At 71.6% G+C, this 23,735-nt stretch carries 21 protein-coding genes and 1 pseudogene; 5 read left to right on the top strand and 17 right to left on the bottom strand.

Going from position 1 to position 23,735, the window contains the following annotated elements:
* Positions 1 to 3 precede the first annotated feature (3 nt).
* Positions 4 to 732: a deoxyribose-phosphate aldolase gene (gene deoC / locus CLV49_RS03805; RefSeq protein ID WP_106562343.1), complete on the bottom strand. Its 729-nt coding sequence runs from the start codon at positions 730 to 732 to the stop codon at positions 4 to 6.
* Positions 733 to 845: 113 nt separating this feature from the next.
* On the opposite strand from deoC, the pseudogene CLV49_RS03800 reads away from it, so the two are divergent.
* Positions 846 to 2,066, top strand: a pseudogene (locus tag CLV49_RS03800) (cobalamin-independent methionine synthase II family protein).
* A gap of 27 nt (positions 2,067 to 2,093) precedes the next feature.
* Here CLV49_RS03800 and CLV49_RS03795 read toward each other — a convergent pair.
* Genes CLV49_RS03795 through CLV49_RS03785 form a run of 3 tightly spaced genes read right to left on the bottom strand, consistent with a single transcriptional unit; the run spans position 2,094 to position 4,470 of the window.
* Positions 2,094 to 2,519 (bottom strand): pyridoxamine 5'-phosphate oxidase family protein, encoded by a 426-nt coding sequence (locus CLV49_RS03795; protein WP_158261897.1) that lies wholly within the window; start codon positions 2,517 to 2,519, stop codon positions 2,094 to 2,096.
* Positions 2,519 to 3,412: a universal stress protein gene (locus tag CLV49_RS03790; protein WP_106562341.1), complete on the bottom strand. Its 894-nt coding sequence runs from the start codon at positions 3,410 to 3,412 to the stop codon at positions 2,519 to 2,521. The genes CLV49_RS03795 and CLV49_RS03790 overlap by 1 nt, the downstream gene beginning before the upstream one ends.
* Positions 3,413 to 3,459: 47 nt before the next feature.
* On the bottom strand, positions 3,460 to 4,470 hold the full coding sequence (locus CLV49_RS03785; protein ID WP_106562340.1) for a universal stress protein: 1,011 nt from the start codon (positions 4,468 to 4,470) through the stop codon (positions 3,460 to 3,462).
* A gap of 204 nt (positions 4,471 to 4,674) precedes the next feature.
* Here CLV49_RS03785 and CLV49_RS03780 point away from each other — a divergent pair, with 204 nt between their 5' ends.
* On the top strand, positions 4,675 to 5,172 hold the full coding sequence (locus CLV49_RS03780; RefSeq protein ID WP_158261896.1) for a universal stress protein: 498 nt from the start codon (positions 4,675 to 4,677) through the stop codon (positions 5,170 to 5,172).
* A 6-nt stretch (positions 5,173 to 5,178) separates the two neighbouring features.
* Here the strand turns inward: CLV49_RS03780 and CLV49_RS03775 are convergent, their stop codons facing one another.
* The 10 genes from CLV49_RS03775 to CLV49_RS03730 form a co-directional block, all read right to left on the bottom strand.
* On the bottom strand, positions 5,179 to 5,805 hold the full coding sequence (locus CLV49_RS03775) for a response regulator (protein ID WP_106562338.1): 627 nt from the start codon (positions 5,803 to 5,805) through the stop codon (positions 5,179 to 5,181).
* On the bottom strand, positions 5,802 to 7,496 hold the full coding sequence (locus CLV49_RS03770; RefSeq protein ID WP_106562337.1) for a GAF domain-containing sensor histidine kinase: 1,695 nt from the start codon (positions 7,494 to 7,496) through the stop codon (positions 5,802 to 5,804). The genes CLV49_RS03775 and CLV49_RS03770 overlap by 4 nt, the downstream gene beginning before the upstream one ends.
* A gap of 131 nt (positions 7,497 to 7,627) precedes the next feature.
* Positions 7,628 to 8,638 (bottom strand): alcohol dehydrogenase AdhP, encoded by a 1,011-nt coding sequence (adhP, locus tag CLV49_RS03765; RefSeq protein WP_106562336.1) that lies wholly within the window; start codon positions 8,636 to 8,638, stop codon positions 7,628 to 7,630.
* Entirely contained in the window at positions 8,635 to 9,141 is a 507-nt protein-coding gene (locus CLV49_RS03760; RefSeq protein ID WP_106562335.1) for a pyridoxamine 5'-phosphate oxidase family protein, read from the bottom strand. Before CLV49_RS03760 ends, adhP begins: the two co-directional genes overlap by 4 nt.
* Before the next feature lie 13 nt (positions 9,142 to 9,154).
* Complete coding sequence (locus CLV49_RS03755; RefSeq protein ID WP_106564864.1) at positions 9,155 to 11,569, bottom strand: phosphoketolase family protein; 2,415 nt, start codon at positions 11,567 to 11,569, stop codon at positions 9,155 to 9,157.
* A 71-nt stretch (positions 11,570 to 11,640) separates the two neighbouring features.
* Complete coding sequence (locus CLV49_RS18115) at positions 11,641 to 12,705, bottom strand: universal stress protein (protein WP_127054523.1); 1,065 nt, start codon at positions 12,703 to 12,705, stop codon at positions 11,641 to 11,643.
* Positions 12,706 to 12,765: 60 nt separating this feature from the next.
* Positions 12,766 to 13,203 carry a hypothetical protein gene (locus CLV49_RS03745; RefSeq protein ID WP_106562334.1) on the bottom strand — a complete coding sequence of 146 codons (438 nt, stop codon included), beginning with the start codon at positions 13,201 to 13,203 and terminating at the stop codon, positions 12,766 to 12,768.
* Between the two features lie 7 nt (positions 13,204 to 13,210).
* Positions 13,211 to 13,681: a universal stress protein gene (locus CLV49_RS03740; protein ID WP_106562333.1), complete on the bottom strand. Its 471-nt coding sequence runs from the start codon at positions 13,679 to 13,681 to the stop codon at positions 13,211 to 13,213.
* Positions 13,682 to 13,685: 4 nt separating this feature from the next.
* Positions 13,686 to 14,561 carry a universal stress protein gene (locus tag CLV49_RS03735; RefSeq protein ID WP_127054525.1) on the bottom strand — a complete coding sequence of 292 codons (876 nt, stop codon included), beginning with the start codon at positions 14,559 to 14,561 and terminating at the stop codon, positions 13,686 to 13,688.
* A 128-nt stretch (positions 14,562 to 14,689) separates the two neighbouring features.
* Complete coding sequence (locus tag CLV49_RS03730; RefSeq protein ID WP_106562331.1) at positions 14,690 to 15,148, bottom strand: hypothetical protein; 459 nt, start codon at positions 15,146 to 15,148, stop codon at positions 14,690 to 14,692.
* A gap of 309 nt (positions 15,149 to 15,457) precedes the next feature.
* On the opposite strand from CLV49_RS03730, the gene CLV49_RS03725 reads away from it, so the two are divergent.
* From CLV49_RS03725 to CLV49_RS03715, 3 genes are all read left to right on the top strand, one after another.
* The gene (locus CLV49_RS03725) at positions 15,458 to 16,216 is read left to right on the top strand and encodes a glycosyltransferase family 2 protein (RefSeq protein WP_106562330.1); all 759 of its coding nucleotides are present in this window, start codon (positions 15,458 to 15,460) and stop codon (positions 16,214 to 16,216) included.
* 128 nt (positions 16,217 to 16,344) lie between these two features.
* Positions 16,345 to 17,574: a sensor histidine kinase gene (locus CLV49_RS03720; protein WP_106562329.1), complete on the top strand. Its 1,230-nt coding sequence runs from the start codon at positions 16,345 to 16,347 to the stop codon at positions 17,572 to 17,574.
* Positions 17,571 to 18,239 (top strand): response regulator, encoded by a 669-nt coding sequence (locus CLV49_RS03715; RefSeq protein ID WP_106562328.1) that lies wholly within the window; start codon positions 17,571 to 17,573, stop codon positions 18,237 to 18,239. The genes CLV49_RS03720 and CLV49_RS03715 overlap by 4 nt, the downstream gene beginning before the upstream one ends.
* A gap of 28 nt (positions 18,240 to 18,267) precedes the next feature.
* Here CLV49_RS03715 and dacB read toward each other — a convergent pair whose 3' ends face one another.
* The 3 genes from dacB to CLV49_RS03700 form a co-directional block, all read right to left on the bottom strand.
* Positions 18,268 to 19,641, bottom strand: a complete 1,374-nt coding sequence (dacB, locus tag CLV49_RS03710; RefSeq protein WP_243696776.1) for a D-alanyl-D-alanine carboxypeptidase/D-alanyl-D-alanine endopeptidase — start codon at positions 19,639 to 19,641, stop codon at positions 18,268 to 18,270.
* A gap of 193 nt (positions 19,642 to 19,834) precedes the next feature.
* Positions 19,835 to 20,563, bottom strand: a complete 729-nt coding sequence (pnuC, locus tag CLV49_RS03705) for a nicotinamide riboside transporter PnuC (protein ID WP_424978999.1) — start codon at positions 20,561 to 20,563, stop codon at positions 19,835 to 19,837.
* A gap of 49 nt (positions 20,564 to 20,612) precedes the next feature.
* A complete protein-coding gene (locus tag CLV49_RS03700) occupies positions 20,613 to 23,672 on the bottom strand; it encodes an alpha-mannosidase (protein ID WP_106562326.1) in 3,060 nt (1,019 codons plus the stop codon).
* Between the last annotated feature and the right edge of the window lie 63 nt (positions 23,673 to 23,735).

Here is a 23,735-nt window from a genome sequence, read left to right as displayed (position 1 = left end):
ACGTCAGTAGGATCCGGGTTCCGCGGGAGCCGCGGCGCCGCCGGTGCCGGCGGCCTCGGCGAGGATCGCGCGGGTGCCGGAGAGCCCGAGGCGCTTGGCGCCGGCCTCGATCATGGCCTGCGCGTCGGCGAGGGTGCGGATGCCGCCGCTCGCCTTCACCTCGGCGGCGTCGCCGACGGTCTGCTTCATGAGGCGGACGGCGTGCACGGTGGCTCCTCCCGACGGGTGGAAGCCCGTCGAGGTCTTCACGAAGTCGGCTCCGGCGGCCACGGCGGCCCGGCACGCTCCCACGATCTCGTCGTCGGTCAGCGCAGCGGACTCGATGATGACCTTGAGGACGCCGGGAGCGGGGATCGCGCCGCGCACGGAGGCGATGTCCGCCTCGACGAGGTCGAAGCGCCCGGCCTTCGCCGCCCCGATGTCGATGACCATGTCGACCTCGTCCGTTCCGCGGCCCACGGCCTCGATCGCCTCGGCCGTCTTCACGGCGGTCGAGTGCTTGCCCGACGGGAACCCGACGACGACGGCGACCTTGAGGTCGGAACCCTCAGGGATCTCGAGGGGGAGGAACGACGGCGAGACGCACGCGGAGTATGCGCCGAGCTCGACGGCCTCCGCGACGTGGGCGGAGACGTCCGCAACGGTCGACTCCGGCTTGAGGAGGGTGTGGTCGACGAAGCGCGCCAGAGCGGACGAGGGGGAGTCGGCGGAGGGGGAGCTGGGGGAGGACATCCCCCGATTTTACCTCCCACGGGGCGACACCCTCCGTCGCCGGCCGGTGCCGGACGGCGTCACAGTGCGACACCTCGTGGAGGGTGGCCGGGGGCGTCGGGGAGGATGGGGGCATGACGACGCGCAGGATCGAGACCACCCACGCCGGCAGCCTGCCGCGCACCCCCGAGCTCATCGCGGCGAACGACGCGCGCCGGCTCGCCGACGACGGGCTCACGCTCGAGCGCACGCCCGAGTTCGAGCACCTCCTGACCGAGGCCGTCGCGGACCTGGTCCGCCGGCAGCTCGACCTGGGGATCACGATCGTGGGCGACGGCGAGTTCGGGAAGGCCATGACGAGCGCCGTCGACTACGGCGCGTGGTGGTCGTACTCGTTCCAGCGCGTCTCCGGCCTCTCGGTCACGGGATCCGACATCTTCTCCCAGCAGCCCGTGCGCTCGACGCCCGGGAACGTGCAGCTCACGAGCTTCCCCGACCGGCGCGACTGGACGATCTTCGCCGACGCCTACCGCGACCCCACCTCGGGCATCTCGACGGGAGACACCGCTACGGCGTTCCCGAGCACCACGGGTCCGCTCGCGTATGTGGGACAGGAGGCGATCGCGTCCGACATCGCCAACCTGTAGGCGGCGCTCGCCGAGACCGGCGCATCAGAGGGCTTCATCACGTCGCTCTCGCCCGGCAGCGGTGCCCGCATCGCGAACGACCACTACGCGACCGACGAGGAGCACATCTGGGCGTGGGCCGACGTGCTGCGCGAGGAGTACACGGCGATCCTCGACGCGGGACTGACCCTGCAGATCGACGACCCCTCCATCGCGGAGAACTGGGACCAGATCAACCCGGAGCCGAGCGTCGAGGACTACCGCGACTTCACGCGCATCCGGGTGGAGGCCCTCAACTACGCCATCCGGGACCTGCCCCAGGACCGCATCCGCTTCCACCTGTGTTGGGGATCGTGGCACGGCCCCCACACGACCGACATCGAGTTCCGCCACATCGCCGACCTCATGCTCGCGATCGACGCTGGGCAGTACTCCTTCGAGGCGGGCAACGTGCGGCACGCGCACGAGTGGAAGGTGTGGCGGGACCTCGAGCTGCCCGCCGGCAAGAAGATCCTCCCGGGCGTCGTCTCCCACGCGACCAACGTGGTCGAGCACCCGGAGCTCGTAGCCGACCGGATCGAGGCGTTCGCGTCGGTCGTCGGTGCGGAGAACGTGATCGCCTCGACGGACTGCGGCCTCGGCGGCCGCATCCACCCGCAGATCGCCGTCGCGAAGCTCGCCTCCCTCGGCGAGGGTGCGCGCATCGCGTCTGAGCGCCTCTTCGGCTGACTCCCGGCGTCGCCGGCGAGCGGTCGGTCAGTCCGGCGCGTCGAGCACGACGTCTGTCTCGAGGGGTGCCCGCTCGACGAGTCTACCCGTCACGCTCGTCGGCGTGACGCGCACCACGACATCCTTGCGTCCTCCGGCGAACGGATCGCGCAGGATCGGTTCGATCGCCTCGAGCTCCTCCCGGTCCTCGATGCGGCGGGCGAGGCCGCGGACGACGACGCTCCACGACACCTGCTGGCCGAACTCGTCGGCCTCGACGAGCACGCTCGCGTTCGCGGCGAGACCGGCGAGCTTGCTCCCGGGTGCCGTGCGGAACAGGACGTCGCCGCCGAAGACCGTCGCCGTGACGGGGTAGATGTCGATGACGTCCGCGACGCTCACGACGAGCCGTGCGACGGGCGCGGAGCCCAGGAGGCGGAGCGACTCGACCTCGGCCAGATCATCGGTGCTCATCATCGGCCTCCGGCGTCGCGGGAGCCGGCGCCCGGTCTTCCCGCATCGGCGATGAGGACGGGGGCCGGGGCCTGCGACAGGACGCGGTGGCAGGTCGTCCCGAGCGGATTGAGCTCGGGCGCGCGGGATCGCCCCATCACGAGGAGCGAGGCGTGGCGCGCGAGCTCGACGAGCCCGTCGACCGGCGACCGGAACAGGCGGCGGGCCGAGATCTCGACATCATCGGACCGTTCCCGCAGCGCGTGCTCCACGGCCGCGAGGACACCGTCTGCCGCCGTGTCGTCTCGGGGTGCGCAGTGGACGAGCAGCAGGGGCTCGCCGAGGAGCCGGGCCTCGCGGATTCCGAGGTCGAGCAGGGCCGGGACGTCTGCGGGCGTCTCCACTCCCACGACGACGCCGTGACGCTCATCGCCGAGCAGAGGGGGGACGACGGCCACCGTGCATCGTGCGGCGGCGGCGATCTGAACACTGCGCGAGCCGAGGACACGGGGCGCGGCCTCGTCGCGCACCGCGCCGACGGGCGTGCCCACGACGAGGAGGTCGCCGTCCGTCACCGCTCGGGCGAGGGCCCACGCGACCGGACCGTGGACGATCTCGATGTCGAGCCGCGCGTCGGGAGCCGCCGCGTGCACCGTCCGAGCGACCTCGGACATCCGTTCGGCCGCTCCACGCGTGACCTCCCGGCCGTACTCGGCGCCCATCGATCCGGCTTCCTCCTCGACGACCGTCACGAGTCGGACGGCGTCGCCCGTGCGCTTCGCCCGATCGAGGGCCCACGCGAGGGCGACAGAGGACTCCACGGACTCGTCGACGCCGACGCCGATCGTCGGACGGCGCCGCGCGGGGTCGTGGGGCAAGGGGGCCGGCCGTGCGGCCGCCGTCGGTGTGCTCATGGGATCCTCCTCGATCGAACCGTGTGCTCCCGGGCGCCCCGGTGCTCTCAGACTGATCCGTGAGGCTCGACCAGCCCAGGGCCTTTGGTCCCGTCGATCGCTCCGGTGTCCGGGATCGCCGTCGTCGACCGTACGGCGCGATGGCTCCGCGACCGGATGACGAGGGTGGGACAGACCGGCGATGTCGCGAGATCGTGGCTCGTCGAGCCGACGAAGAACCGATCGAGGGCGCTCCAGCCGTGCGAACCCACGACGAGCAGGGCGGCATCGGAGGCGGCCGTGCGGAGGGCACGACTCGCTGGGACGTCGGAGAGGACGCCGGATACCGACAACTCGGGGAAGGCCTCCGCGATGCCGGACACCGCGTCGTCGAGCATGTGCTGGTGCTTCTCTTCGACGACGGCGACGTCAATCGTGAGCCCACTGCTGAGGAGCGCAGTGAGCGACGGGCTCTCCCACGAGTGGACGAGGACGAGTCGCGCGCCGAGTCGCTCGGCCTCACAGGCCGCGATGGCGATGATCACCCGATCGCCGTCGTCTCCCGCGACGCCCGCGACCACGGGTCCCGAGTCGGGATGCGCGTGCCAGCCCGCCGGGACGATCGCCAGATCGCAGCGTGCGACCGTCGCGAGTCGGGCGGCGATGGACGGGTGATGGAAGACGGGGTGACGGGTGGCGTTTGCCGTCCCGATCACGAGCAGATCGGCCCCCTCCGCCGCGGCGAGGATCTCCCGCGCGGGTGAGCCCCACGCGAGGAGGGTTCGAAGCGATTCGGCGGCGACCGCTGGCCGCAGGACGTCCGCCGCGTGGTGCAGCAGTTGTTCACCGTTCAGCATGAACTCCTCGATCATGACGTCACCGAGGACGGGATCCGGCTTCACGACCGTGACGACGTCCACCTCGACGGGCGTCCGCTGCGCCCGGTCCACGGTCCACAGGAGTGCCGCGTCGGATGCCGCGCTCCGGTCGATCGCGAGGACGACTCGTTCGGAGGTGCGTCTCGGTCCGGCCTCGATGGCGGGGAGGAGAGTCGGATGCGTGCTGGTCGTGCTGGTCATGATCGTGTCCTTTCATCGACCGTCGTGACCCGTCGACAGAGCCACTCCGGGCCGAATCCAGACTCCTCCCTCGCATCAGGACGTCATAGAGGCGTTGGTCCCGTTCCGGCGGGACGTTCGGCCCTGTCCCCGCGGGCGGTTGCACGGGATGCTCGGACGGAGGCAGCCGCCACTCGGGCCGCTCGCCGACAGGAGGAGCCGATCATGGGCAGCGAATCGACACGGATGGATCGTCCGGATGGACCGTGGATCGTCGTCGGCCACGACGGCTCGGCGAGCGCCGACGCCGCCGTCGAGGAGGCGTGCAGCCTCGCCGCCCACCTCGCGTGCCGTGTGGAGGTCGTCCGGGCGTGGACCATCGACACGGCGCCGCCCGGTGCGGTGTTCTCCGAGGGGTATGTCGTGCCGGCGGCGGAGGTGGACGAGGCGGTCCGCTCTCGCACGGAGGCCGACATCGCGCGCATCCGGGATCGGTTCCCCGCCGTCGCGGTGTCGACGGTCGCCAGACTCGGCCATCCCGCCGAGGTCCTTCTGGAGCGAGCGGCCGACGCCCGGATGCTCGTCGTCGGGTCGCGAGGCCGCGGAGGCTTCGCGACGCTGCTCCTCGGTTCCGTGAGCGATCAGTGCGTCCGGCATGCGCGCTGCCCTGTCCTCGTCGTGCCCTCCTCGCACCGTGAGCCGGTGCGGCGCGAGCACGGCTGAAGCGGGTCAGTCGGCGCGGTGCTCCGCCCCGTAGACCGCGGCCTGCGTGCGCCGCTCCATGCCGAGCTTGTCGAGGAGGGATGACACGTAGTTCTTCACCGTCTTCTCGGCGAGCCCGAGCTTCTCGCCGATCTGCCGGTTGGTGAGGCCGTCGGCGATGTGGTCGAGCACCTGGCGCTCCCGCAGCGACAGGGCCACCTCGACCCGGTCGGACGGCGGCGCCGACTCGGTGACGACGCTGCGACGGACCTGCGGATCCATGAGCCGGATGCCGGCGGCCACCGCGCGGATGCTCTCGACGAGCTTCTGCCCGCGGATGTCCTTCAGCACGTAGCCGGCGGCACCGGCGATCGCGGCGGCGTACATCGCGTCGTCGTCGTCGTACGCGGTGAGGATGAGGCAGTGCACCTCCGGGTGCGCAGACCGGATGTCGCGGCACAGGTCGATTCCGTTGCCGTCGGGCAGCCGGACGTCGATGACCGCGACGTCGGGAAGCGTGGCGGCGACGCGCTGGCGCCCCTCCCGTGCGGTGGCCGCCTCCCCGACCACGTCGAGGTCGGGCTCGCGTCCGATGAGGCCGGCGATGCCCTGCCTGACCACCTCGTGGTCGTCGATGAGGAATACGGTCGTCATGCTCGCCTTCCGGTCGTGCGGTGGAGGGGGATGGTCCAGTCGAGGACGGAACCGTTCGGGTCCCGTGGCCGGAGGTGCGACGAGCCGCCCCACCGCGCCGCGCGTTCCTCGAGGTTCGCCGTTCCGCTGCGGCGGGAACCGGAGCCTGGGCCGACACCGTCATCCTCCACGCGGATGACGAGTCTGTCGGCCTCGACCGAGACGCTCACGGTCGAGGAGGACGCCTGGGCGTGACGCGCCACGTTCGCGACGCCCTCGGACACGACGGCGAGGACGTCGGCGACCATGTCCTCGGTGACCGTCGAGTCGATCGGTCCGCTGAGGATGAGGCGCGGCGCCGGAGCCGTCGTCGTGTCGTGCGCCGTGACGACGTCCATGATGCGGTGCTTGACCGACTCCTTCGGCCGCCGGGAGGTGAGCGCGAAGATCGCCGTGCGGATCGAACCGATCGCCTCGTCGAGGGCGGTGACCTGCTCCTCGACCCGCTCCCGGAGGCGGGCGTCCTCGATCTCCGAGCCCACGGCCTGGAGGGTGAGCCCCGCTCCGAAGAGTCGCTGGATGACGTGATCGTGGAGGTCGCGTGCGATGCGCCCCCTGTCCTGGAGCACCGAGAGCTTCTCCCGGTCGACGCGTCCACGTTCGAGGGCGAGCGCGATCGCGCACTGGTCGGCGAAGTCGGACGCGAGCTCGAGGTCGGAGTCGGAGAACCGCCTGCGCCCCGCGAGGCGGGAGATCGCGAGCGCGCCGATCGTCGTGTCGTCGGCGATGAGCGGGATGATCATCGACGGTCCGAGCATGAGCGGGGCGTCGGGCTCGGCGGTGTCGACCGCTCCGAGATCGTCTCGTCGGACGGGGGCGCCCGAGTCGAGCGCTGCCGCGATCGTGCTCCCCTCCCGGGGGATCACCATCGTGCGGAACCTGTCGCCGTCGATGCCGCCGACGGTGTCGACGACGAGGTCGCGCGCGCCGTGGGGGAGGACGACGCACACGACGTCGGCGTCCGCGAGCTGTGCCGTGGTCTCCGCGATCGTCGACAGGGCGTCGTCCCGACCGCCCGACAGCAGGGACGCGGCGATCTGGGCAGACGCGGCGCTCCACTGCTGCCGCCGGCGCGTCTCCTGGAAGAGCCGCGCGTTGTCGATCGCGACGCCGGCCGTGGCCGCGAGCGCGATGAGCAACTCCTCGTCCTCCGCCGAGAAGCCGCCCTCGCCGTGCTCCGTGAGATAGAGGTTGCCGAACACCTCGTCGCGGACGCGGATGGGGACCCCGAGGAAGCTGTCCATCGGCGGGTGACCGGCGGGGAAGCCGCTCGACCTGTCGTCGGAGGAGAGGTGCTCGAGGCGGATCGGACGCGGATCGTCGATGAGCGCTCCGAGCAGGCCGTGGCCGCGCGGATAGTGTCCGATCCGCTCCGGCATGTCGGCGTCGCCGCCCACGTGGATGAAGCGCTCGAGCCCGCCCTCCTGCCCGATCACCCCGAGTGCGCCGTAGCGGGCGTGCACGAGGTCGACGGCCGCCTGGACGATCGTGCGCAGCACGCGCTCGAGGTCGAGCTCGTCGACCATCGCGCGATTGGCCGTGATGAGGGCACGGAGCCGCTCCTGGGACTCGAGGACGCGGCGACTCCACTCCTCGCGGTGCGGGACCCCATCGTCGTGTGCGGGGGTGACGGTCCCTCGAACGTCGTCCACGTCGCCTCCTCCGAGCCGTCGCGCCGCCCGAACGGTGCGGGCGGGGAACCGTCCCAGTATGGACCCTGTCCGCGTATACGCGAGAGACCACCCCCGGGGGGTCACCGTCGCGACGAGTTCCTCGGGCGTCCTCAGTACTCGAACACGAGTCGCGCGAGCGCCTTCCCCGCGAGCACCTCGTCGATCGCCTCGTTGACCTGGTCGAGCGAGCGGGTCTCGGCGATCACCGTCGTGCGGCCCGATGCGTGGAGCTCGAAGACCTCGGCGAGGTCCTGGCGTGTGCCGACGATCGAGCCGATGATCGAGATGCCCTTGAGCACCGTCTCGAAGATCGAGACCGACATCTTCTCCTCCGCGGGAAGGGCCACGCAGACGAGCCGACCGCCGCGGGCGAGCGACGAGAAGGCCTGCTCGAAGACGCGGGGCGACGCGGCCAGCACGATCGCCACGTCGGCACCGCCGAGGGCCTGGATGGCGGTGACCGGGTCCTCGCGACGCGCGTTCACGACGTGTTCGGCTCCGAGCTGCCTCGCGAGGTCGAGCTTCCCGTCCTCCACGTCGACCGCGATGACGGAGCCGCCGAAGATCCGCGCGTACTGCAGCGCGAGGTGGCCGAGGCCGCCGATGCCGAAGACCGCGACGCGCTCCGCCGGAACGATGTGAGCCACCTTGACGGCCTTATAGGTGGTGACTCCGGCGCACGTGAGCGGGGCGGCATCGATGGACGAGACGCCGTCGGGCACGGGCACGACGTAGCGCGCGTTCGCGACGGTGTGCTCGGCGAAGCCGCCGTCGACGGAGTATCCGCTGTTGTGCTGCGACTCGCACAACGTCTCCCGACCGTCGATGCAGTAGCGGCAGTGTCCGCACGCGTAGCCGAGCCACGGGATCGCGACGCGCTCGCCGACGTGGCGCTCGGTGACGCCGTCTCCGAGCAGCTCGACGATGCCGACGCCCTCGTGTCCCGGGACGAACGGCGGCGTCGGTTTCACGGGCCAGTCGCCGTGGGCCGCGTGGATGTCCGTGTGGCAGAGCCCGCAGGTCTCGAGTCGGACGAGGACCTCGCCGGGACTCGGCTGGGGGATGTCCCGGTCGACGATCTCGAGCGGGGAGGTGAAGGAGGTGACGACGGCGGTCTTCATGGTGTGCCTTTCTTCGGTGGGGGGAAATGGGGGATGGGGACGGGCTTGCGATCGGAGGGCTCGTGGATCCGCGGCGTCGTGCGCCGTGTCGTCACGCGGGCGTCGCGGAATCGTCGACCCGTGACGGTCGTCGGGACGAGCCGTACGACGATCGACTTCCCGGAGGGATGCGCCGTCGGAATGTCCTCGAGGGGGGCGTCGTCCAGCAGCCGCAGGGTGTCGGCCCGGGCTCGGACGACGACACTCCAGCGGAAGGTGCCATCGGTCCCGTCCACTTCGAAGGCGACGTCGGCCGCTCCCGTGAGGTCCGCGAGCTTCGCGCCGGGAGCCGTCCGGAGGTACAGATGGCCGGACCGGGCCACGAAGTTGAGGGGGAAGACGTCCGGCTTCCCATCGGTCGCCGACACGGCCAGGCGACCCAGCTCGGCCTGCTCGAGGAGCCGCCAGCACTCGGCTGTCGTCAGATGCTCGACGTCGTCCTGCGTGCGTTCGCGCCGTGTCATGATCGCTCCTCGTTCACTCGTTGTCCCCGCCGGTTCCGCCGGTGGCCGCCGTCTGCGCCGTGGTTCCGCCGCCGTGCGTCCACGTCCACTCGGCGACGGACGGGATGTCCTCACCGAACTCGCGGGTGTAGGCGCGCGCCTCGACGCGCGCGTCGGTCATCCGCTGGCGGAGCGCCGCGTAGCGCGCGGCGAGCCCCGGGACGCGGTCGAGCACGTCGATGACGAGCTGGAAGCGGTCGAGGTCGTTGAGCATCACCATGTCGAACGGCGTCGTCGTGGTGCCCTCCTCCTTGTAGCCGCGCACGTGCAGGTTCGCGTGTCCCGTGCGGCGGTACGTGAGGCGGTGGATGAGCCACGGGTAGCCGTGATAGGCGAAGATCACCGGCCGATCCGTCGTGAAGAGGGCGTCGTACTCGGTGTCGCCGAGCCCGTGCGGGTGCTCGCCCGCGCTCATGAGACGCATGAGATCGACGACGTTGACGACGCGCGTGCGCAGCTCCGGGATCTCCCGGCGCAGGATCGACGTTGCCGCGAGCACCTCGAGCGTCGGCACGTCGCCGGCGCATGCGAGCACGACGTCGGGCTCCGTGCCCTCCACCTCGGTTCCCGCCCAGTCGAAGATGCCCAGACCTCTCGTCATGTGCGCGATCGCGCTCTCCATGTCGAGCCAGGTGAACGTCGGCTGCTTGCCGGCCACGACGACGTTGACGTAGTCGACGCTCCGCAGGCAGTGGTCGTAGGTGGAGAGCAGGGTGTTGGCGTCGAACGGCAGATAGACGCGGACGACCTCCGGCTTCTTGTTGACGACGTGGTCGATGAAACCCGGGTCCTGGTGGGAGAGGCCGTTGTGGTCCTGGCGCCAGACGTGCGACGACAGCAGGTAGTTGAGGGACGAGATCGGGCGTCGCCACGGGATGCGCTTGCTCGACGACAACCACTTGGCGTGCTGGTTGAACATCGAGTCGACGATGTGCACGAAGGCCTCATAGGTGTTGAAGAGGCCGTGCCGTCCCGTCAGGAGATACCCCTCGAGCCAGCCCTGGCACTGGTGCTCGCTCAGCATCTCCATCACGCGACCGCTGCGGGCGAGGTGCTCGTCGGTGGGCAGGACCTCGGCGTTCCACTGCTTGTCGGTGACGTCGAGGACGGCGCCGAGGCGGTTCGACGCGGTCTCGTCCGGTCCGAAGATCCGGAACGTGTGCGGATTGTCCTCCGCGACCTGGGCGAGCCAGTTCCCGAGGACTCGCGTCGGCTCGGCGATTGTCGCGCCGGGGGCGGGGACGTCGACGGCGAAGTCGCGGAAGTCCGGGAGCACGAGGTCGCGGCGGAGCACACCGCCGTTCGCGACGGGGTTGGCGCTCATGCGCAGATCGCCGCCGGGCGCGAGCGCCGTGACACGATCCACGGGAGCGCCCGTCGCGTCGAAGAGCTCCTCCGGTCGGTACGAGCGCAGCCACCCCTCGAGGACGGCGAGGTGCTCGGGGGTGTCCCGTGCGCTCGCGAGCGGTACCTGGTGGGATCGCCAGTTGTTCTCGGCGGGGAGCCCGTCGATGAACGCGGGACAGGTCCAGCCCTTCGGGGTGCGCAGGACGATCATCGGCCACGCGGGGCGGCCGTCGAGGGTGCCGGCGCGTGCGGCGGCCTTGATGCGCGAGATGTGGTCGAGGACGTCGTCGAGCGTCGCGGCGAAACGGCGGTGCACGTCGGCGGGATCCTCTCCGTCGAAGCCGCCCGAGATGAGGTATGGCGTGTGACCGTACCCGCGCATCAGGTCCATGAGCTCGTGCTCTGGGATGCGGGCGAGCACCGTGGGGTTCGCGATCTTGTAGCCGTTGAGGTGCAGGATCGGCAGCACGACACCGTCGGCGAGGGGGTCGATGAACTTGTTCGAGTGCCAGCTCGTGGCGAGCGGGCCGGTCTCGGCTTCGCCGTCGCCCACGACGGCCGCGACCAGGAGATCCGGGTTGTCGAACGCCGCCCCGTAGGCGTGCGAGAGGGCGTAGCCGAGCTCGCCGCCCTCGTGGATCGATCCAGGGGTCTCCGGTGATGCGTGGCTCGGGATGCCGCCGGGGAAGGAGAACTGGCGGAAGAGGGCGCGGATGCCGTCCTCGTCGCGCCCGATGCTCGGGTGCAGCTCCGTGTAGGTGCCGTCGAGGTAGGCGTTCGCGACCATGCCGGGGCCGCCGTGGCCCGGTCCCGTCACGTACAGGGTGGAGATCCCGCGCTCGGCGATCGCGCGGTTGAGGTGGGCGTAGATCAGGTTCAGTCCGGGCGTCGTTCCCCAGTGTCCGAGCAGGCGCGGCTTGATGTCATCGCGCGTGAGAGGCCGCCGGAGCAACGGATCGTCGAGCAGGTAGATCTGGCCGACCGAGAGGTAGTTCGCCGCGCGCCACCACGCGTCGATGCGGTCGAGCGACTCATCGGTCAGAGGGCCGAGATCGCGCGAGGGGAAGGAGCCGGCCGCTTCAGATGCGGATGCGCTCCGCTCGTCGAGGCCGATCACGACGTCGCCCGCTCGAGCGTCGGCGCGCTGCCGTCGGCGGGGGAAGGACCGGTCGCATCGACGAAGGGATTGGTCTCCCTCTCGAACCTCTGCTCGGCGACGATCGCCTCGCGCTCGGCCGTCCGGAGCGCGTCCGGCACGACGAGGACGGGAGCGCTGGAGTGTCGCACGCACTCGTCGCTCACCGAGCCGAGGAGGAGGCCCTGGAAGCCCCCGTGTCCCCGCGCCCCGACGACGAGGGCCCGCGCGTGGGCCGCTGCCCGGATGAGGACCGAGGCCGCGCGACCCTCGCGGATGGATCCGGAGACGCCAGGGGCCGGCTCGGGGCCGAGGACGTCCTCGAGCGAGCGGACGAGGGCCGCGCGGGCGTCCTCCTCGGGGGACCACGTGAGCCCGAGGGGGTATCCGCCGAGGAACGACGTGGGTTCGTGCCAGACGAAGAGGACCTCGAGGGGGCAGGACAGCGTCCGTGCGGCCTCCGCCGCCACACGGAGGGCCTCGAGCGAACCGGGGGAGCCGTCGACGCCGACGACGATGGGGCGGTCGTCCCCGTCGTCGATCCCTGTCCGATCCTCGCGCACCACGAGGACCGGACAGGACGCATGGCGTGAGACGGCTTCGCTCACCGAACCGAGCAGCAAGCCGGCGAACCCGCCATGTCCGCGGCCTCCGACGACGAGCAGCTGCGCGCCGCGGGAGGAGTCGATGAGGACCGACGCTGGGCTGCCCGCGCCGATCGTCGCCGTGAACCACGGCGGAGCGCCGTCGTCGCCGAACTCGTGCGCGACCATCGCCTCGAGGCGCTCACGCGCATCGCGCTCCGGCGACCAGTCGAGGCCGGCGGCCCATCCGCGGTATTCCGCCTCCGGCCACTGCCAGGCGAGCACTGCGTTCAGGGGGCGGCCCAGGAGCTCGGCGATCTCACGCGCGGCGTGGAGCGCGTGCGCTGAGGTGATCGACCCGTCGACTCCGACGATGATCGGACGGACGTCGATGGGGAGCGTGTCGACGCCGATGGTCGTGACGCCCGGGAGGGGGGATGTGTGGTCGTTGTCACTCATGATCGCAGCCTCCTCCGCACCCGTTCGTCGTGACAGGGCCGAAGGTCCTGCAACACCGGGCTACAGCCCGGCGGCACCGGCGAGCCGGTCGATGTCGCGGCTCGCGACCTCGGAGCGGACGAGATCGGCGAGAGCGAGCCCCCACTCCCGCGCTGTGCCGAGGTCCGCCGTCCCGGACAGCTCGACCTCCGTGCTCGGCTCCGGCGTGCTCGGTTCCGGTGTGCTCGGCTCCGCTGTGGCCGGTGCCCGGGTCGCGATGTGTGGGGAACGCCGGAGCGTGGCGCGGAAGCGGACCAGTCGGTCCTCCGGACGCGGGTCGGGGTGGGACCGGAACCCGTCGATGAGCATCTCCCAGGAATCGGGCGGCCCATCCGGGGCGGTGCAGGCGGCGCAGAGGTGGGTGAAGACACCGCCGTCGCGCAGCCCGTCCGCCACGGCGTCGGCGAGCCTCGACGCGTCGGCGTCGTCGGGTCTCACGACGATGAGCGCGCGCGCCATGGCCGGCTCAATCCGCCGGCACGATCACGACGGGGCAGTGCGAGTGCGCGCCGACGGCCGACGTGACCGACCCCATCGTGAGGCCGGAGAAGCCGCCTCCTCCGCGACGGCCGACGACGATGAACGCCGCGTTCCTACTCGCCTCTGTCAGCACGTAGGCCGGCTGGCCGTGGACGACGCGACCGTGGACCCCCTCCGGCCGATCCGCCCCGAACGCCGCGTCGAAGGCGGAGTCGAGGACGCGGTGCGCCGCCGGTTCCGGCGACCACTCGAGGGGAGGGAAGAACCCGCCGACGAAGATCGACGGCCAGTCCCACGCGACGAGCGCGTCGACGGGACGACCGAGCGCCTGCCCGAGGGCTGCGGCCTCGCGAAGCGCGGCCACCGCCGTCGAGGAGCTGTCGATGCCGACGACGATCGGTCTCGCGTCGAGCGGGCCTCCCGCCGCGACCGGATCTGGATGCGTGTGACTGGTCATGCCCTCACTGAACCGGACCCGATGCGTTCACGGCAGAGTCGAACGTCCCATCGGTCGCGACGTCCGGTGCGCGACCGGCCGCGCGCGCCCTCGACGCGCCGACGACGGCCGTCGGAGCCACGAGGTTGAGGAGCACGTCGTGCGCGACCCGGCCCATCGGCGACGGGTCGCCCGTGCCCTGCGAGCGGCCCACGACGAGCAGCGACGATCTCGCCGACGCGCGGATGAGCGCTTGGGCCGGGAGGCCGTGAACGATGCGCGAACGCACCTGCACGCCGGGCGCGAGCACGCTCACCCGACGCCGGGCCGCCGACAGGGCGGCGATGGCGAGGGCTTCCCCGTCTCCGCCTCGCCGTCCCGTCGACGGCGGAACGCACCGCGCCACGGTCAGCGTCTGCTGCTCGACGTCGGCGAAGCGCACGGCCAGATCGAGAGCGGCCCGGCCGTCGGGCGAATCGTCGAGGCCGACGACGATGCCTGACGACGTCGGGCTCACCGTCGACGGGATCACGATGACGGGCGCCGTCGACACCGACGCCAGCTGCAGGGACCCGGAGCCGAAGGAGGAGCCACGGAGGAAGCCCGTCTTGTGCGAGCCCACGACGATCGCGCCGGCGTCCGGATAGCCGTCGGCGAGCGACCACATGGGATCGCCGGAGACGAGCTGCGTCGAGACGGCGACCGACGGGGCCGCGATCTCCGCGATGCGGCGAGCGGCCTGCACGAGCTCGTCGTCGGAGTCGCGCGACGGGGTGTCGCCCACGACGTGGACGAGGAGGAGCCGGGCGCCTTGCCGCTCGGCGCGATTCGCCGCCCACCGGACGGCCATGTGCGACGGCTGTGATCCGTCGACGCCGACGACGATCGTGTTCTCGTCCACGCCGTGCCTCCCCGTCTCGAAGGGAGACTGTCGGTGCCGTCGCTCCGACGGCGGGCGTCCCCTCGACCAGTGTGGATCCGGGTCGGCCGGCGCACGAGGGTCGAACGTCCCGCTGGCGCGCTGCGGAGTCACCGCCGTGTGCTTGCTCGCGCCGTCCACTCCTCGACGGGGAACGGATCGGAGAACAGGGAGACGAGGGCGCCCCGTGCGGCGGCACCGCCGGTGTGCGGAACGGATGACTCCCCCGCAGCGGTGACGGTGGATCCGTCGACCGAGACGAGGTGGGCGAGCTCCGCATCGGGATCCGCGGCGAGGTCGGCGCCCGTCACCACGACGAGTCGCTCACGACCCACCCGGTCGGAGAGCAGACGGACGGCCGTTCGCGTGCGGCGGGTCGCGCCGGCGGGGAAGGAGACGAGCGTCCTGTTCCCGGCCGCGACGCTCGTGACCGCCGCAGCGACGACTCGTCCGGTGGGGGCGATGGGGGAGACGCAGAGGAGGACGACGCGGCGGGACGGCCGGTGCGCGATGCAGGGGGACGTCGGGGAGACGGGGGCCCGACGGGAGGCGAGGAGGGAGGAGGGCATGGCGGTCCTTTCGAGCGGTGATTCGGGCGCGGCGGTGCCGGCGGGGGATCACGAGCAGTCTCTCGGCGCGTTCCCGCGGTCGCCAGGGACCTTGGTCCCGCTCGGGCAGTGCGGCGGCGCCGCTCCCGCCGGCGGGCTATCACCAGGCACGGGCCGGGACAATGGGGAGCGCGGCGGCCGCGCGCTTCGTAACCTGGACCCCACAACGCACGTGTGCGCCCGCACCGCCCGTACACACCCGCACACGAGGAGAACCCGCATGACGACCGACCAGCCTCCGCCGCGTCCCGGCGGCAGGGGCCTCGTCTCGTGAGCTCCTACCGCGTCTCCGTCGTCATCCCCGTCAAGGACGACGGTGCGCACCTGCGCGTGTGCCTCGCGGCGCTCGCCGCCCAGTCGGTGCGGCCGTTCGAGATCGTGGTGGTCGACAACGGGAGCGTCGACGACAGCGCGGCCGTGGCGCTCGCCGCGGGGGCGCGCGTCGTGACCGAACCCGTCGTCGGGATCTCGGCCGCAGCGAGCACCGGCTACGACGCCGCGTGCGGCGACGTGATCGCGCGCCTCGACGCGGACTCCGATCCTCCAGTCGACTGGATCGAACGCATCGCAGCGGACCTGGCCGATCCGGCCGTGGACGCGGTCACCGGACCCGGCACCTTTCCCGAACTGCGAGGGGTGCCGCAGGTCCTCGCCCGTGTGCTCTACATGGAGGCGTACTTCGTGCTCGTGGGGAGCGCGCTCGCGCACTGGCCCCTCTTCGGCTCCAACTTCGCGATGCGCACGAGCGCCTGGCGGAGCGTGCGCGGCGAGGTACACCGCGACGACCCCGAGGTGCACGACGACATGGACCTCAGCGTCGCCCTCGGCCGCGACCACCGCATCCTCCTCGACCGGGAGCTGCGCATGCCGATATCGTCCCGCCCCTTCTCGAGCCTCCCGTCGATGTGGCGCCGCAACCGCCGCGGATTCCATACCCTGCGGGTGGGGGGTCGCTCCGCGTCGCCCGTCCGCCGCTGGCGCGCCCGAGTGCACGGCCGCTGGCCGCTCGCGCTTCCCGCCTCCGACTGAACCCGAGCCGGCCGAACGGTACTCCAGGAGGAGGCGCCGTGCGGGCCTCGGCTCGTAGGCTGGTCGGACGTGCGATGTCGCGCGGCCACGGGCCGCGACGTGAGAGGGCGCGCGGGAGGATCGGGACGATGGACACGGCTGTACTGCTCGAGCGGCTGAGGGGGTGGCGCTTCGGCGCCGACATCGCCGCGGCGTTCGTCGTGACCGCCCTCGGTCTGTTCCCGCCCCTGGACGTCGAGACGGCGAGCCCCGTCGTGGCCACGCTCGCCTTCGTGTCGATCGTCGTCCGCAGCGTGAGCCCGGGAACGGCGCTGCTCCTCGTCTGGGTCATGGCGCTGTCGCAGATGATCGAGAACGAGAGGCCGGGCTTCGCGGCGATCGCGATCCTGCTCGCGGTCTACGCGAACGCCCGGCTGGGTTCACGGATCGAAGTCGTGGTGTCGGGGGCGTCCGCGCTCGTCGGAGGACTCATCGCCACGGACTTCCTCATCCAGTCGGGCACGCGGTACCAGATCTTCGCAGCGGGCATCCCGCTCGCCGCGGCGATCGCCCCCGTCGGCGTGCTCGCGTCGACGTGGCTCGCCGGCTTCGCCGTGCGCTCCTTCCGCTCGCAACGCCACGAGTCCGAGCGACGGGTGCTCGCCGAGGACCGTACAGAGCGTGCCCTCGGCGTCGCGGAGGCGGAGAAGCTGCGGGCGGACATGGCGCGGGACGTGCACGACATCGTCGGCCACTCGCTCGCCGTCATCATCGCTCAGGCCGATTCCGTCCAGTTCCTCGACGACACCGCGCGAATCCGCTCGGTGTCCGCGACCATCGCCGACACCGCGCGCCGCTCGCTCCACGAAGTGCGCGAGGTGCTGAGTGGAATGACGCCGGAGGGGGCGGAGGAGGAGCCGGCCGACCTCGACACGCTCGTCGAGCAGATCCGCGCGGCGGGGGTCAAGGTGGAGCGCTCGGTGCGCGGGGTTCAGCGGCCCGTCGACGGCCCGCCGTCGGTGGTCGTTCGACGCGTTGCACAGGAGATGCTCACGAACGCACTGCGCCACGGCGACGCGGCAGCGCCGATCCACCTCCGGGAGGTGTGGCGATCCGGCGACGTGGTCATCGAGGTCGAGAACGCCGTTCCGCCGGAGAGTCCCGGCGGGGAACGCACGGCGGGCGCGGGATCGGGCATCGCGGGCATGCGGGCGCGCGTGGAGGCCGTGGGCGGGAGCCTCGAGGCCGAGGCCGTCGACGGCGTCTTCACGGCCAGGGCCCGGGTACCGTTCGCCGACCTCGACCCGGCGGCGCTCCCGGCCGTCCCGTTCCCGGCCGCGACGACCGCCGCCGTCGAGCGGCCGGTGATCGCGCCGTGATCCGCATCGTGCTCGTCGACGACCAGGAGCTCTTCCGCGGAGGGGTGCGCGTCGCGCTCGACGCCCAGGACGACATGGAGGTCGTCGGTGAGGCCGGCGACGGATCCGAGGCGCTCGCCGTGATCGACGCGACCCGTCCCGACGTCGTCCTCCTCGACATCCGCATGCCCGTGATGGACGGCGTCGAGACCGTGCGAGCGCTGTTCGACGGCGCGCGCACGGCGCTCCAGCCGAGCGAGCTCCCGCGCGTGATCGTGCTCACGACGTTCGCGCTCGACCGGGCGGCGGCGACTGCCATCCGTCACGGGGCGAGCGGCTTCGTCCTCAAGGACGCGACGCCGGCGTTCCTCACCGCCGCGATCCGCGCGGTCCACGCGGGCAGCACGGTCCTCGCGGCCGACGAGCTCGGAGAGCTCTTCGCCACCGACGTGCTCGCGGCCCCGCCGCCGCCGCCTCCGTCGTCGTTCCGCGAGCTGAGCGCACGGGAGCAGGCGGTCTTCCGCCTCGTGGCCCGCGGGCTGTCCAACTCGGAGATCGCGGAGCGCGAGTTCGTGAGCGAGTCCACCGTGAAGACGCAGGTCAGCAGCATCCTCACGAAGCTCGCGCTGCGCGACCGCGTGCAGATCGTGGTCTTCGCGCACGACCACCGACTCGTCGGCGACTGAACCCTCATCGACCCGTGGCCGGCTCGTGTCAGAGCGACGCGCCGCAGCGATAGATCTCCGCGGCGAGGGCGTCGACAGCGGCCCGGGCCGTCGTCGACGCGGACCCGGCCTCCAGATCCTCCGCCCAGATCGTGAAAGCGACCGTGGAGCCGTCCGCGGCGTCCGCGATCCCGGCCAGCCCCGACATGCTCGACAGTGTCCCCGACTTCCCGCGCAGGTGGCCGGCCGCGTCCGTGTTCTCCGTGGCGAACCGCCCGTCCTCGGCAAGCGTGCCGGTGCGTCCCGCGACGGCGAGTCCGTCCTCCACGATCGCGAGGTCGCCGTCGCCCTGCGCGACCTCCACGAGGAGGAGGGACAGCATCGAGGCCGGCACGGCGTTGACGGCGCTGAGGCCGGAACCGTCGGCGAGGACGAGCCCGTCGGTGGGGACGCCCAGGCGATCGAGCGCGGCCGTCGTCCCCTCCTGCACGTCTTCGAAACGGTTTCCGGCACCTTCGTTCACCGCCACGAGCCGCGCGAGCGATTCCGCGAGCGTGTTGTCGGAGTTCGTGAGGAGGTACGCGACGAGGTCGCTCACGGGCGCTGAGCGGACGGAGCCCAGCTCGGTCGCGCGCTCCGGGGCATCGACGAGCGGTCCGACCTCGACGTCCGTTCCGAGGAGCTCGGCGAACGCCTGCGCCGCGCGATCCACGGCCGCCTCGCCCCTCCGCGAGTACGCGTTCGAGGGGTCGTCGCGGTCCCCGTCGACCATGAGGGCCGTGATGTTCGATACCGATCCGGAGGTGCGCGCCGACTCGGACCAGCCCCCGTACCAGGCCGGCCCTCCGAAGAGACTCGCGTCCACGTCGACACGACGGATCGGCACGTCGCGCAGCTCCGGGTCGGCCTCGCGGCTCTCGAGCACCTGGCTGGCCAGGTCGTCGAGGTGCGGAGCACCGGGGTAGACGCTGTCCTGTCCGCTCGGCAGACGGCTCAGCGTGGGATCGCCCCCTCCGACGATGACGACCGTCGCCGGATCGTCCCCCGCGACGACCCGCGTCTCGAGGGTCGTGTCCGGTCCGAGCGAGGTCACGGCCGCCGCGGCCGTGACGACCTTCATGGTGCTCCCGGTGGGGGCGGGCTCGTCGCCGCGGACCTCGCGCAGACGCTCCCCGCTCGACACGTCGCGGACGTCGAGGTGCAGCGTTCCTGTCGACCAGCCCTCGATCGCCGCGTCGCCGTTGCAGTCCTCCGGCGGCGTCGCGAACAAGTCCATCGGTGAGCCGCCGCCGTTCGCACCCGTGATCGCCGCGACGGAGCCGACGCCGACGGCTGTCAGCACGGCCGCCGTCACGAGGAGGGTGACGGCGCGTCGCCTCCGCCGCTTCATCGCGGGGGTCACACGGGTGCGTTGCCTGCTCATACCCCTACGCTACGGACACGGTCCGCCCGTCGCCTCGGTCTCGCGTACCATCGGCACCCGCCGTGAGGACGATTCGCACCGATCGCCCTCCGACAGTCGACGACGCGAGATGGTGCGTTCGCGCCGAATCGCGGCGCTGCACCGCCACGATTCGGCGCGAACGCACCACCTCGTGGTCAGTTCGGGGTCGTGGTCAGTTCTGGAGGGTCGGGTCCGGGAAGAGGGTCTCGACCGACGGCTTCCGGCGGCGTGCTCGCGCCCAGACGACGAAGCCGAAGAGCGTGAACGCGCCGTAGAAGACGTACATGAAACCGGACGCGTAGTAGCCGGCGCCGAAGAGCAGGGGAACACCGACGAGGTCGACGGCCACCCAGATGAGCCAGAACTCCACCCATCCCTTCGCCATGCCGTAGGTGGCGAGGAGCGAGCCGACGAAGATCCACGCGTCGGCCCAGACAGGCTCGTACGAGCCGAGGGCGCGGAACAGGGGGGTGATGAGCGCCGTACCGCCGACGAGGGCGATCACGAGGAGGACGCGGTTCCGCCAGCCGGCCCATCGGGGTTCCACGGCGGTGCCGCCCTCACGGCTCGCGGTCCGCCAGCGGTACCAGCCGTAGATCGAGACGGCGATGAACATGATCTGCCGGCCCGCCTGCCCGAGCAGGTTCACGGGGTTGGGTGTGCCGAAGACGGCGCCGAGGAACACGGTGAGCAGCAGCAGGTTGCCGACGATCCCGACGGGCCACGCCCAGACCTTCCGGCGCATTCCGCCGAGCGCGCTCAGCAGTCCGAAGACGTTGCCGACGACCTCGCGCCACAGGATGGTCTGGTCGCCGATGCGCAGTTGCGCGTCGAACAGCCACAGTATGAGCTCCACGCCACTCCCAACCCGCCCCACACCAAAAAGATTTCGATGCTGCATGAAATTTAGTGCAGCATCGAAATCTTTTTGGGGTTGGGGTGGGGGTGGGTCAGGAGGCGGTGACTCCGTGGAAGCGGAGCGTGACGAGGTGGAACGGGCGGAGGGCGAGGGACACCGGGGCCCCGGAGCCATCACTCGCGACGAGGGCCGCCGGCTCCACGTCGCGCTCCAGGAGGTCCGTCTCCGTGACCGAGGCGAACGCGAAGCCCGCCGTCACCGTGGCCCGCGCCTTCGCCCCGCGCGCCTCGTACAGGCGCACGACCACGTCGCCGCTGCCGTCCTCCGCGAGCTTCACGGCCTCGACGACCACGGCGGGGTCGTCGACGGTGAGGATCGGAGCGATGTCCGCCCCGCCCGTCACGGCGCGCGGCGGCACGTTGAGGCGGTAGCCCTCCGCGGCGGCGTCGAGCACGTCGGCGCCCACGCGCACCGAGGTGCGCAGCACGTGGCGGCCCTGGTCGGCGTGCGGGTCCGGGAACGTCGGCGCGCGCAGGAGGGACTCCCGGACGAGGGTCGTCGTGCCGCCGTCGCCCCCGCCGTCGACGTCGCGCGTCGACCGCGTGATGTCGTGACCGTAGGTCGAGTCGTTCGCCACCGCGACCCCGTAGCCCGTCTCGCCGACGTGCACCCAGCGGTGCGCGCTCGTCTCGAAGCGTGCGGCGTCCCATGACGTGTTCACGTGCGTCGGCCGGTTGATGTGACCGAACTGGATCTCGCTCGACGCGCGCTCCGCGTGCACGTCGAGCGGGAACGCGAGCTTCAGGAGCTTCTGCCGCTCGTGCCAGTCGATCGTCGTCGTGAGGTCGAGCGTCGGACGCCCGGCCGTGAGCGTGAACTCCTGCACGAACGTGCTCTCCCCGCGCGTGCGCGTCACCCGCACGGTCGCGCCCGACACGTCCTCCGACACGACCTCGATCGAATCGACGCCGTGGATCGCCTGGCCGTGTCGCTGGTAGTGCACGTCGATGTCCCACGCGTCCCACTGGGCGGGGGTGTCGCGATAGATCCACAGCTCGCCGGCGCGCTCGCCGGGGGCCACGACCTCGCGCTCGGCCTGCAGGTCGTAGAGCGAGGAGACGAGGCCGTCGCCGTCGATCACGACACGGACGAGCCCGTTCTTGAGCGTGATCGTGTCGCCAGAACGGTCGACGCGCACGTCGCCGGCCCCGGAGGCGGACACGGCGGCGGACCCGCCGAGGGCGCCCACCCCGTCCACCGTGTAGGGACCGGCGTTCGCGAGCAACGCCCGATCGCCGGCCCCCGCGAGGGCCGCGAGCGAACGCTCGATGACACCCTCGAGCACGCCCGCGACGCGCTCGTACTGCTCCTCCGCCACCTGGTACACCCAGGCGATCGACGAGCCGGGCAGGATGTCGTGGAACTGGTTGAGCAGCACCGTGTGCCACGCGTCCTCGAGCTCGGCCGTGGGGTACTCGGCGCCGGCGCGGATCGTGGCGGCCGTCGCCCACAGCTCGGCCTCGCGGAGGAGGTGCTCGCTGCGGCGGTTGCCGCGCTTCGTCCGGGCCTGCGACGTGTAGGTGCCGCGGTGGAACTCCAGGTAGAGCTCGCCGGACCACACGGGCGGCTTCGGCAGCTCGGCCTCGGCGCGCTGGAAGAACGACAGCGGGCTCGCCATGTCGACACTCGGGGACCCTTCGAGGCTCCGCGTGCGCTGCGCCGCAGCGATCATCTCGCGCGTCGGTCCGCCGCCGCCGTCGCCGTAGCCGAAGGGCACGAGCGAGGTGTTCGCGTCGCCCTTCTCCTTGTACTGCCGCTGCGCGCGGTGCAGGTCCTCGGCCGACAGGGTCGCGTTGTACGAGTCGACGGGCGGGAAGTGCGTGAACACGCGTGTGCCGTCGATGCCCTCCCAGTGGAAGGTGTGGTGCGGCATGACGTTGGTCTCGTTCCACGACGGCTTCTGCGTGAGGAAGTACCGCGAGCCGGTCGCACGCACGATCTGCGGCATCGCAGCGGAGTAGCCGAAGGAGTCGGGCAGCCACACCTCGGGGGTGTCGATGCCGAACTCGCGCAGGAAGAAGCCCTTGCCGGTGACGAACTGGCGGGCCATGGCCTCGCCGCCCGGGAGGTTCGTGTCGGATTCGACCCACATGCCGCCGACGGGCACGAAGCGCCCCTCGAGCACGCGCTCGCGGATCCGCTCGAACAGGTCGGGGTAGAACTCCTTCATCCACGCGAACTGCTGCGCGGACGAGCACGCGAAGAGGAACTCGTCGTTGTCGTCCATGAGGGCGAGGACATTCGAGAAGGTGCGGGCGCACTTGCGGATCGTCTCGCGCACGGGCCAGAGCCAGGCGGAGTCGATGTGCGCGTGTCCCACGGCGACGAGCCGGTGGGCCGAGGCGTAGGCGGGGGAGGCGAGGAGCGGCGCGAGCGCCTCGCGACCGGCCGGGGCCGTTCCCGCGACGTCGTCGGGGTCGACGGCGTCGATCATCCGCTCGAGCCCACGCAGGATCTCGGCGCGGCGCGGCAGTTCATCGCCGAGCTCGCGCCAGAGTCCGTCGAGCGTCCACACGTCCTGTGCGAGCTCCCACACGGCGACGTCGCGCAGCCCGATGTCCATGACGCGCGTGCGGTAGAGCGGCTCGTCGCCCGACGTGGCGAGGTCGCCGAGCGGGGTCGGCGCGTACACCGACTCGCCCTGCACGTCGGGGTTCGACGCGGCCTCCACATAGAGGTCGATCGTGTCGCCGGGGCCGACCTTCAGTGGGACCGCATTGTTGAACGGCTCGACCGCCTTGACGATGTTCCCGTCGGCGTCCCACACGAGACCCTCCGCTTGGAATCCGGGGTGGCCCTTCACGAAACCGAGGTCGAGGAGGATCTCGACGGCCGTGCCCTCGGTGCTCCAATCGGCCGGCACGGTCCCGGTGAGGTGGAACCACGTCGTGCCCCACGGCCGGCTCCACTCCTCGCCCACCGTGAACGGGCGGAACTCCTGCCCGACCGCCTCGGCGAACGGGACGGGCTCGCCGGGCACGTCCCACGCGGTCACCCTGAGCGGCTCGCGCTCGCGGTAGATCGCGGGGGTGAGGCGCTCGGTGACGAAGCGGCGGATGCGGAGGTCGACGAAGCTGGTGGGTTCTGGCATGGAGAGGATTCCTTCTGGTCGAGGCGCGTCGGCGGTCACCTGACGGTGACGGCCGCTGTGCCG

The sequence above is a fragment of the Labedella gwakjiensis genome, from assembly GCF_003014675.1.
Taxonomy (GTDB): Bacteria; Actinomycetota; Actinomycetes; order Actinomycetales; family Microbacteriaceae; genus Labedella; species Labedella gwakjiensis.
This window is presented reverse-complemented; position numbering and strand designations above follow the sequence as displayed.

Excerpts from the sequence above, each read along its gene's own strand:
- CLV49_RS03790 (WP_106562341.1), bottom strand. The coding sequence starts at position 3,412 with ATGAGCACACCGACGGCGGCCGCACGGCCGGCCCCCTTGCCCCACGAC.
- CLV49_RS03740 (WP_106562333.1), bottom strand. The coding sequence starts at position 13,681 with ATGACCAGTCACACGCATCCAGATCCGGTCGCGGCGGGAGGCCCGCTC.
- CLV49_RS03745 (WP_106562334.1), bottom strand. The coding sequence starts at position 13,203 with ATGGCGCGCGCGCTCATCGTCGTGAGACCCGACGACGCCGACGCGTCG.
- CLV49_RS03730 (WP_106562331.1), bottom strand. The coding sequence starts at position 15,148 with ATGCCCTCCTCCCTCCTCGCCTCCCGTCGGGCCCCCGTCTCCCCGACG.
- CLV49_RS03760 (WP_106562335.1), bottom strand. The coding sequence starts at position 9,141 with ATGACACGGCGCGAACGCACGCAGGACGACGTCGAGCATCTGACGACA.
- CLV49_RS03785 (WP_106562340.1), bottom strand. The coding sequence starts at position 4,470 with ATGACCAGCACGACCAGCACGCATCCGACTCTCCTCCCCGCCATCGAG.
- CLV49_RS03780 (WP_158261896.1), top strand. The coding sequence starts at position 4,675 with ATGGGCAGCGAATCGACACGGATGGATCGTCCGGATGGACCGTGGATC.
- CLV49_RS03775 (WP_106562338.1), bottom strand. The coding sequence starts at position 5,805 with ATGACGACCGTATTCCTCATCGACGACCACGAGGTGGTCAGGCAGGGC.
- CLV49_RS18115 (WP_127054523.1), bottom strand. The coding sequence starts at position 12,705 with ATGAGTGACAACGACCACACATCCCCCCTCCCGGGCGTCACGACCATC.
- dacB (WP_243696776.1), bottom strand. The coding sequence starts at position 19,641 with ATGAGCAGGCAACGCACCCGTGTGACCCCCGCGATGAAGCGGCGGAGG.
- pnuC (WP_424978999.1), bottom strand. The coding sequence starts at position 20,563 with ATGCAGCATCGAAATCTTTTTGGTGTGGGGCGGGTTGGGAGTGGCGTG.
- deoC (WP_106562343.1), bottom strand. The coding sequence starts at position 732 with ATGTCCTCCCCCAGCTCCCCCTCCGCCGACTCCCCCTCGTCCGCTCTG.
- adhP (WP_106562336.1), bottom strand. The coding sequence starts at position 8,638 with ATGAAGACCGCCGTCGTCACCTCCTTCACCTCCCCGCTCGAGATCGTC.
- CLV49_RS03720 (WP_106562329.1), top strand. The coding sequence starts at position 16,345 with ATGGACACGGCTGTACTGCTCGAGCGGCTGAGGGGGTGGCGCTTCGGC.
- CLV49_RS03700 (WP_106562326.1), bottom strand. The coding sequence starts at position 23,672 with ATGCCAGAACCCACCAGCTTCGTCGACCTCCGCATCCGCCGCTTCGTC.
- CLV49_RS03795 (WP_158261897.1), bottom strand. The coding sequence starts at position 2,519 with ATGAGCACCGATGATCTGGCCGAGGTCGAGTCGCTCCGCCTCCTGGGC.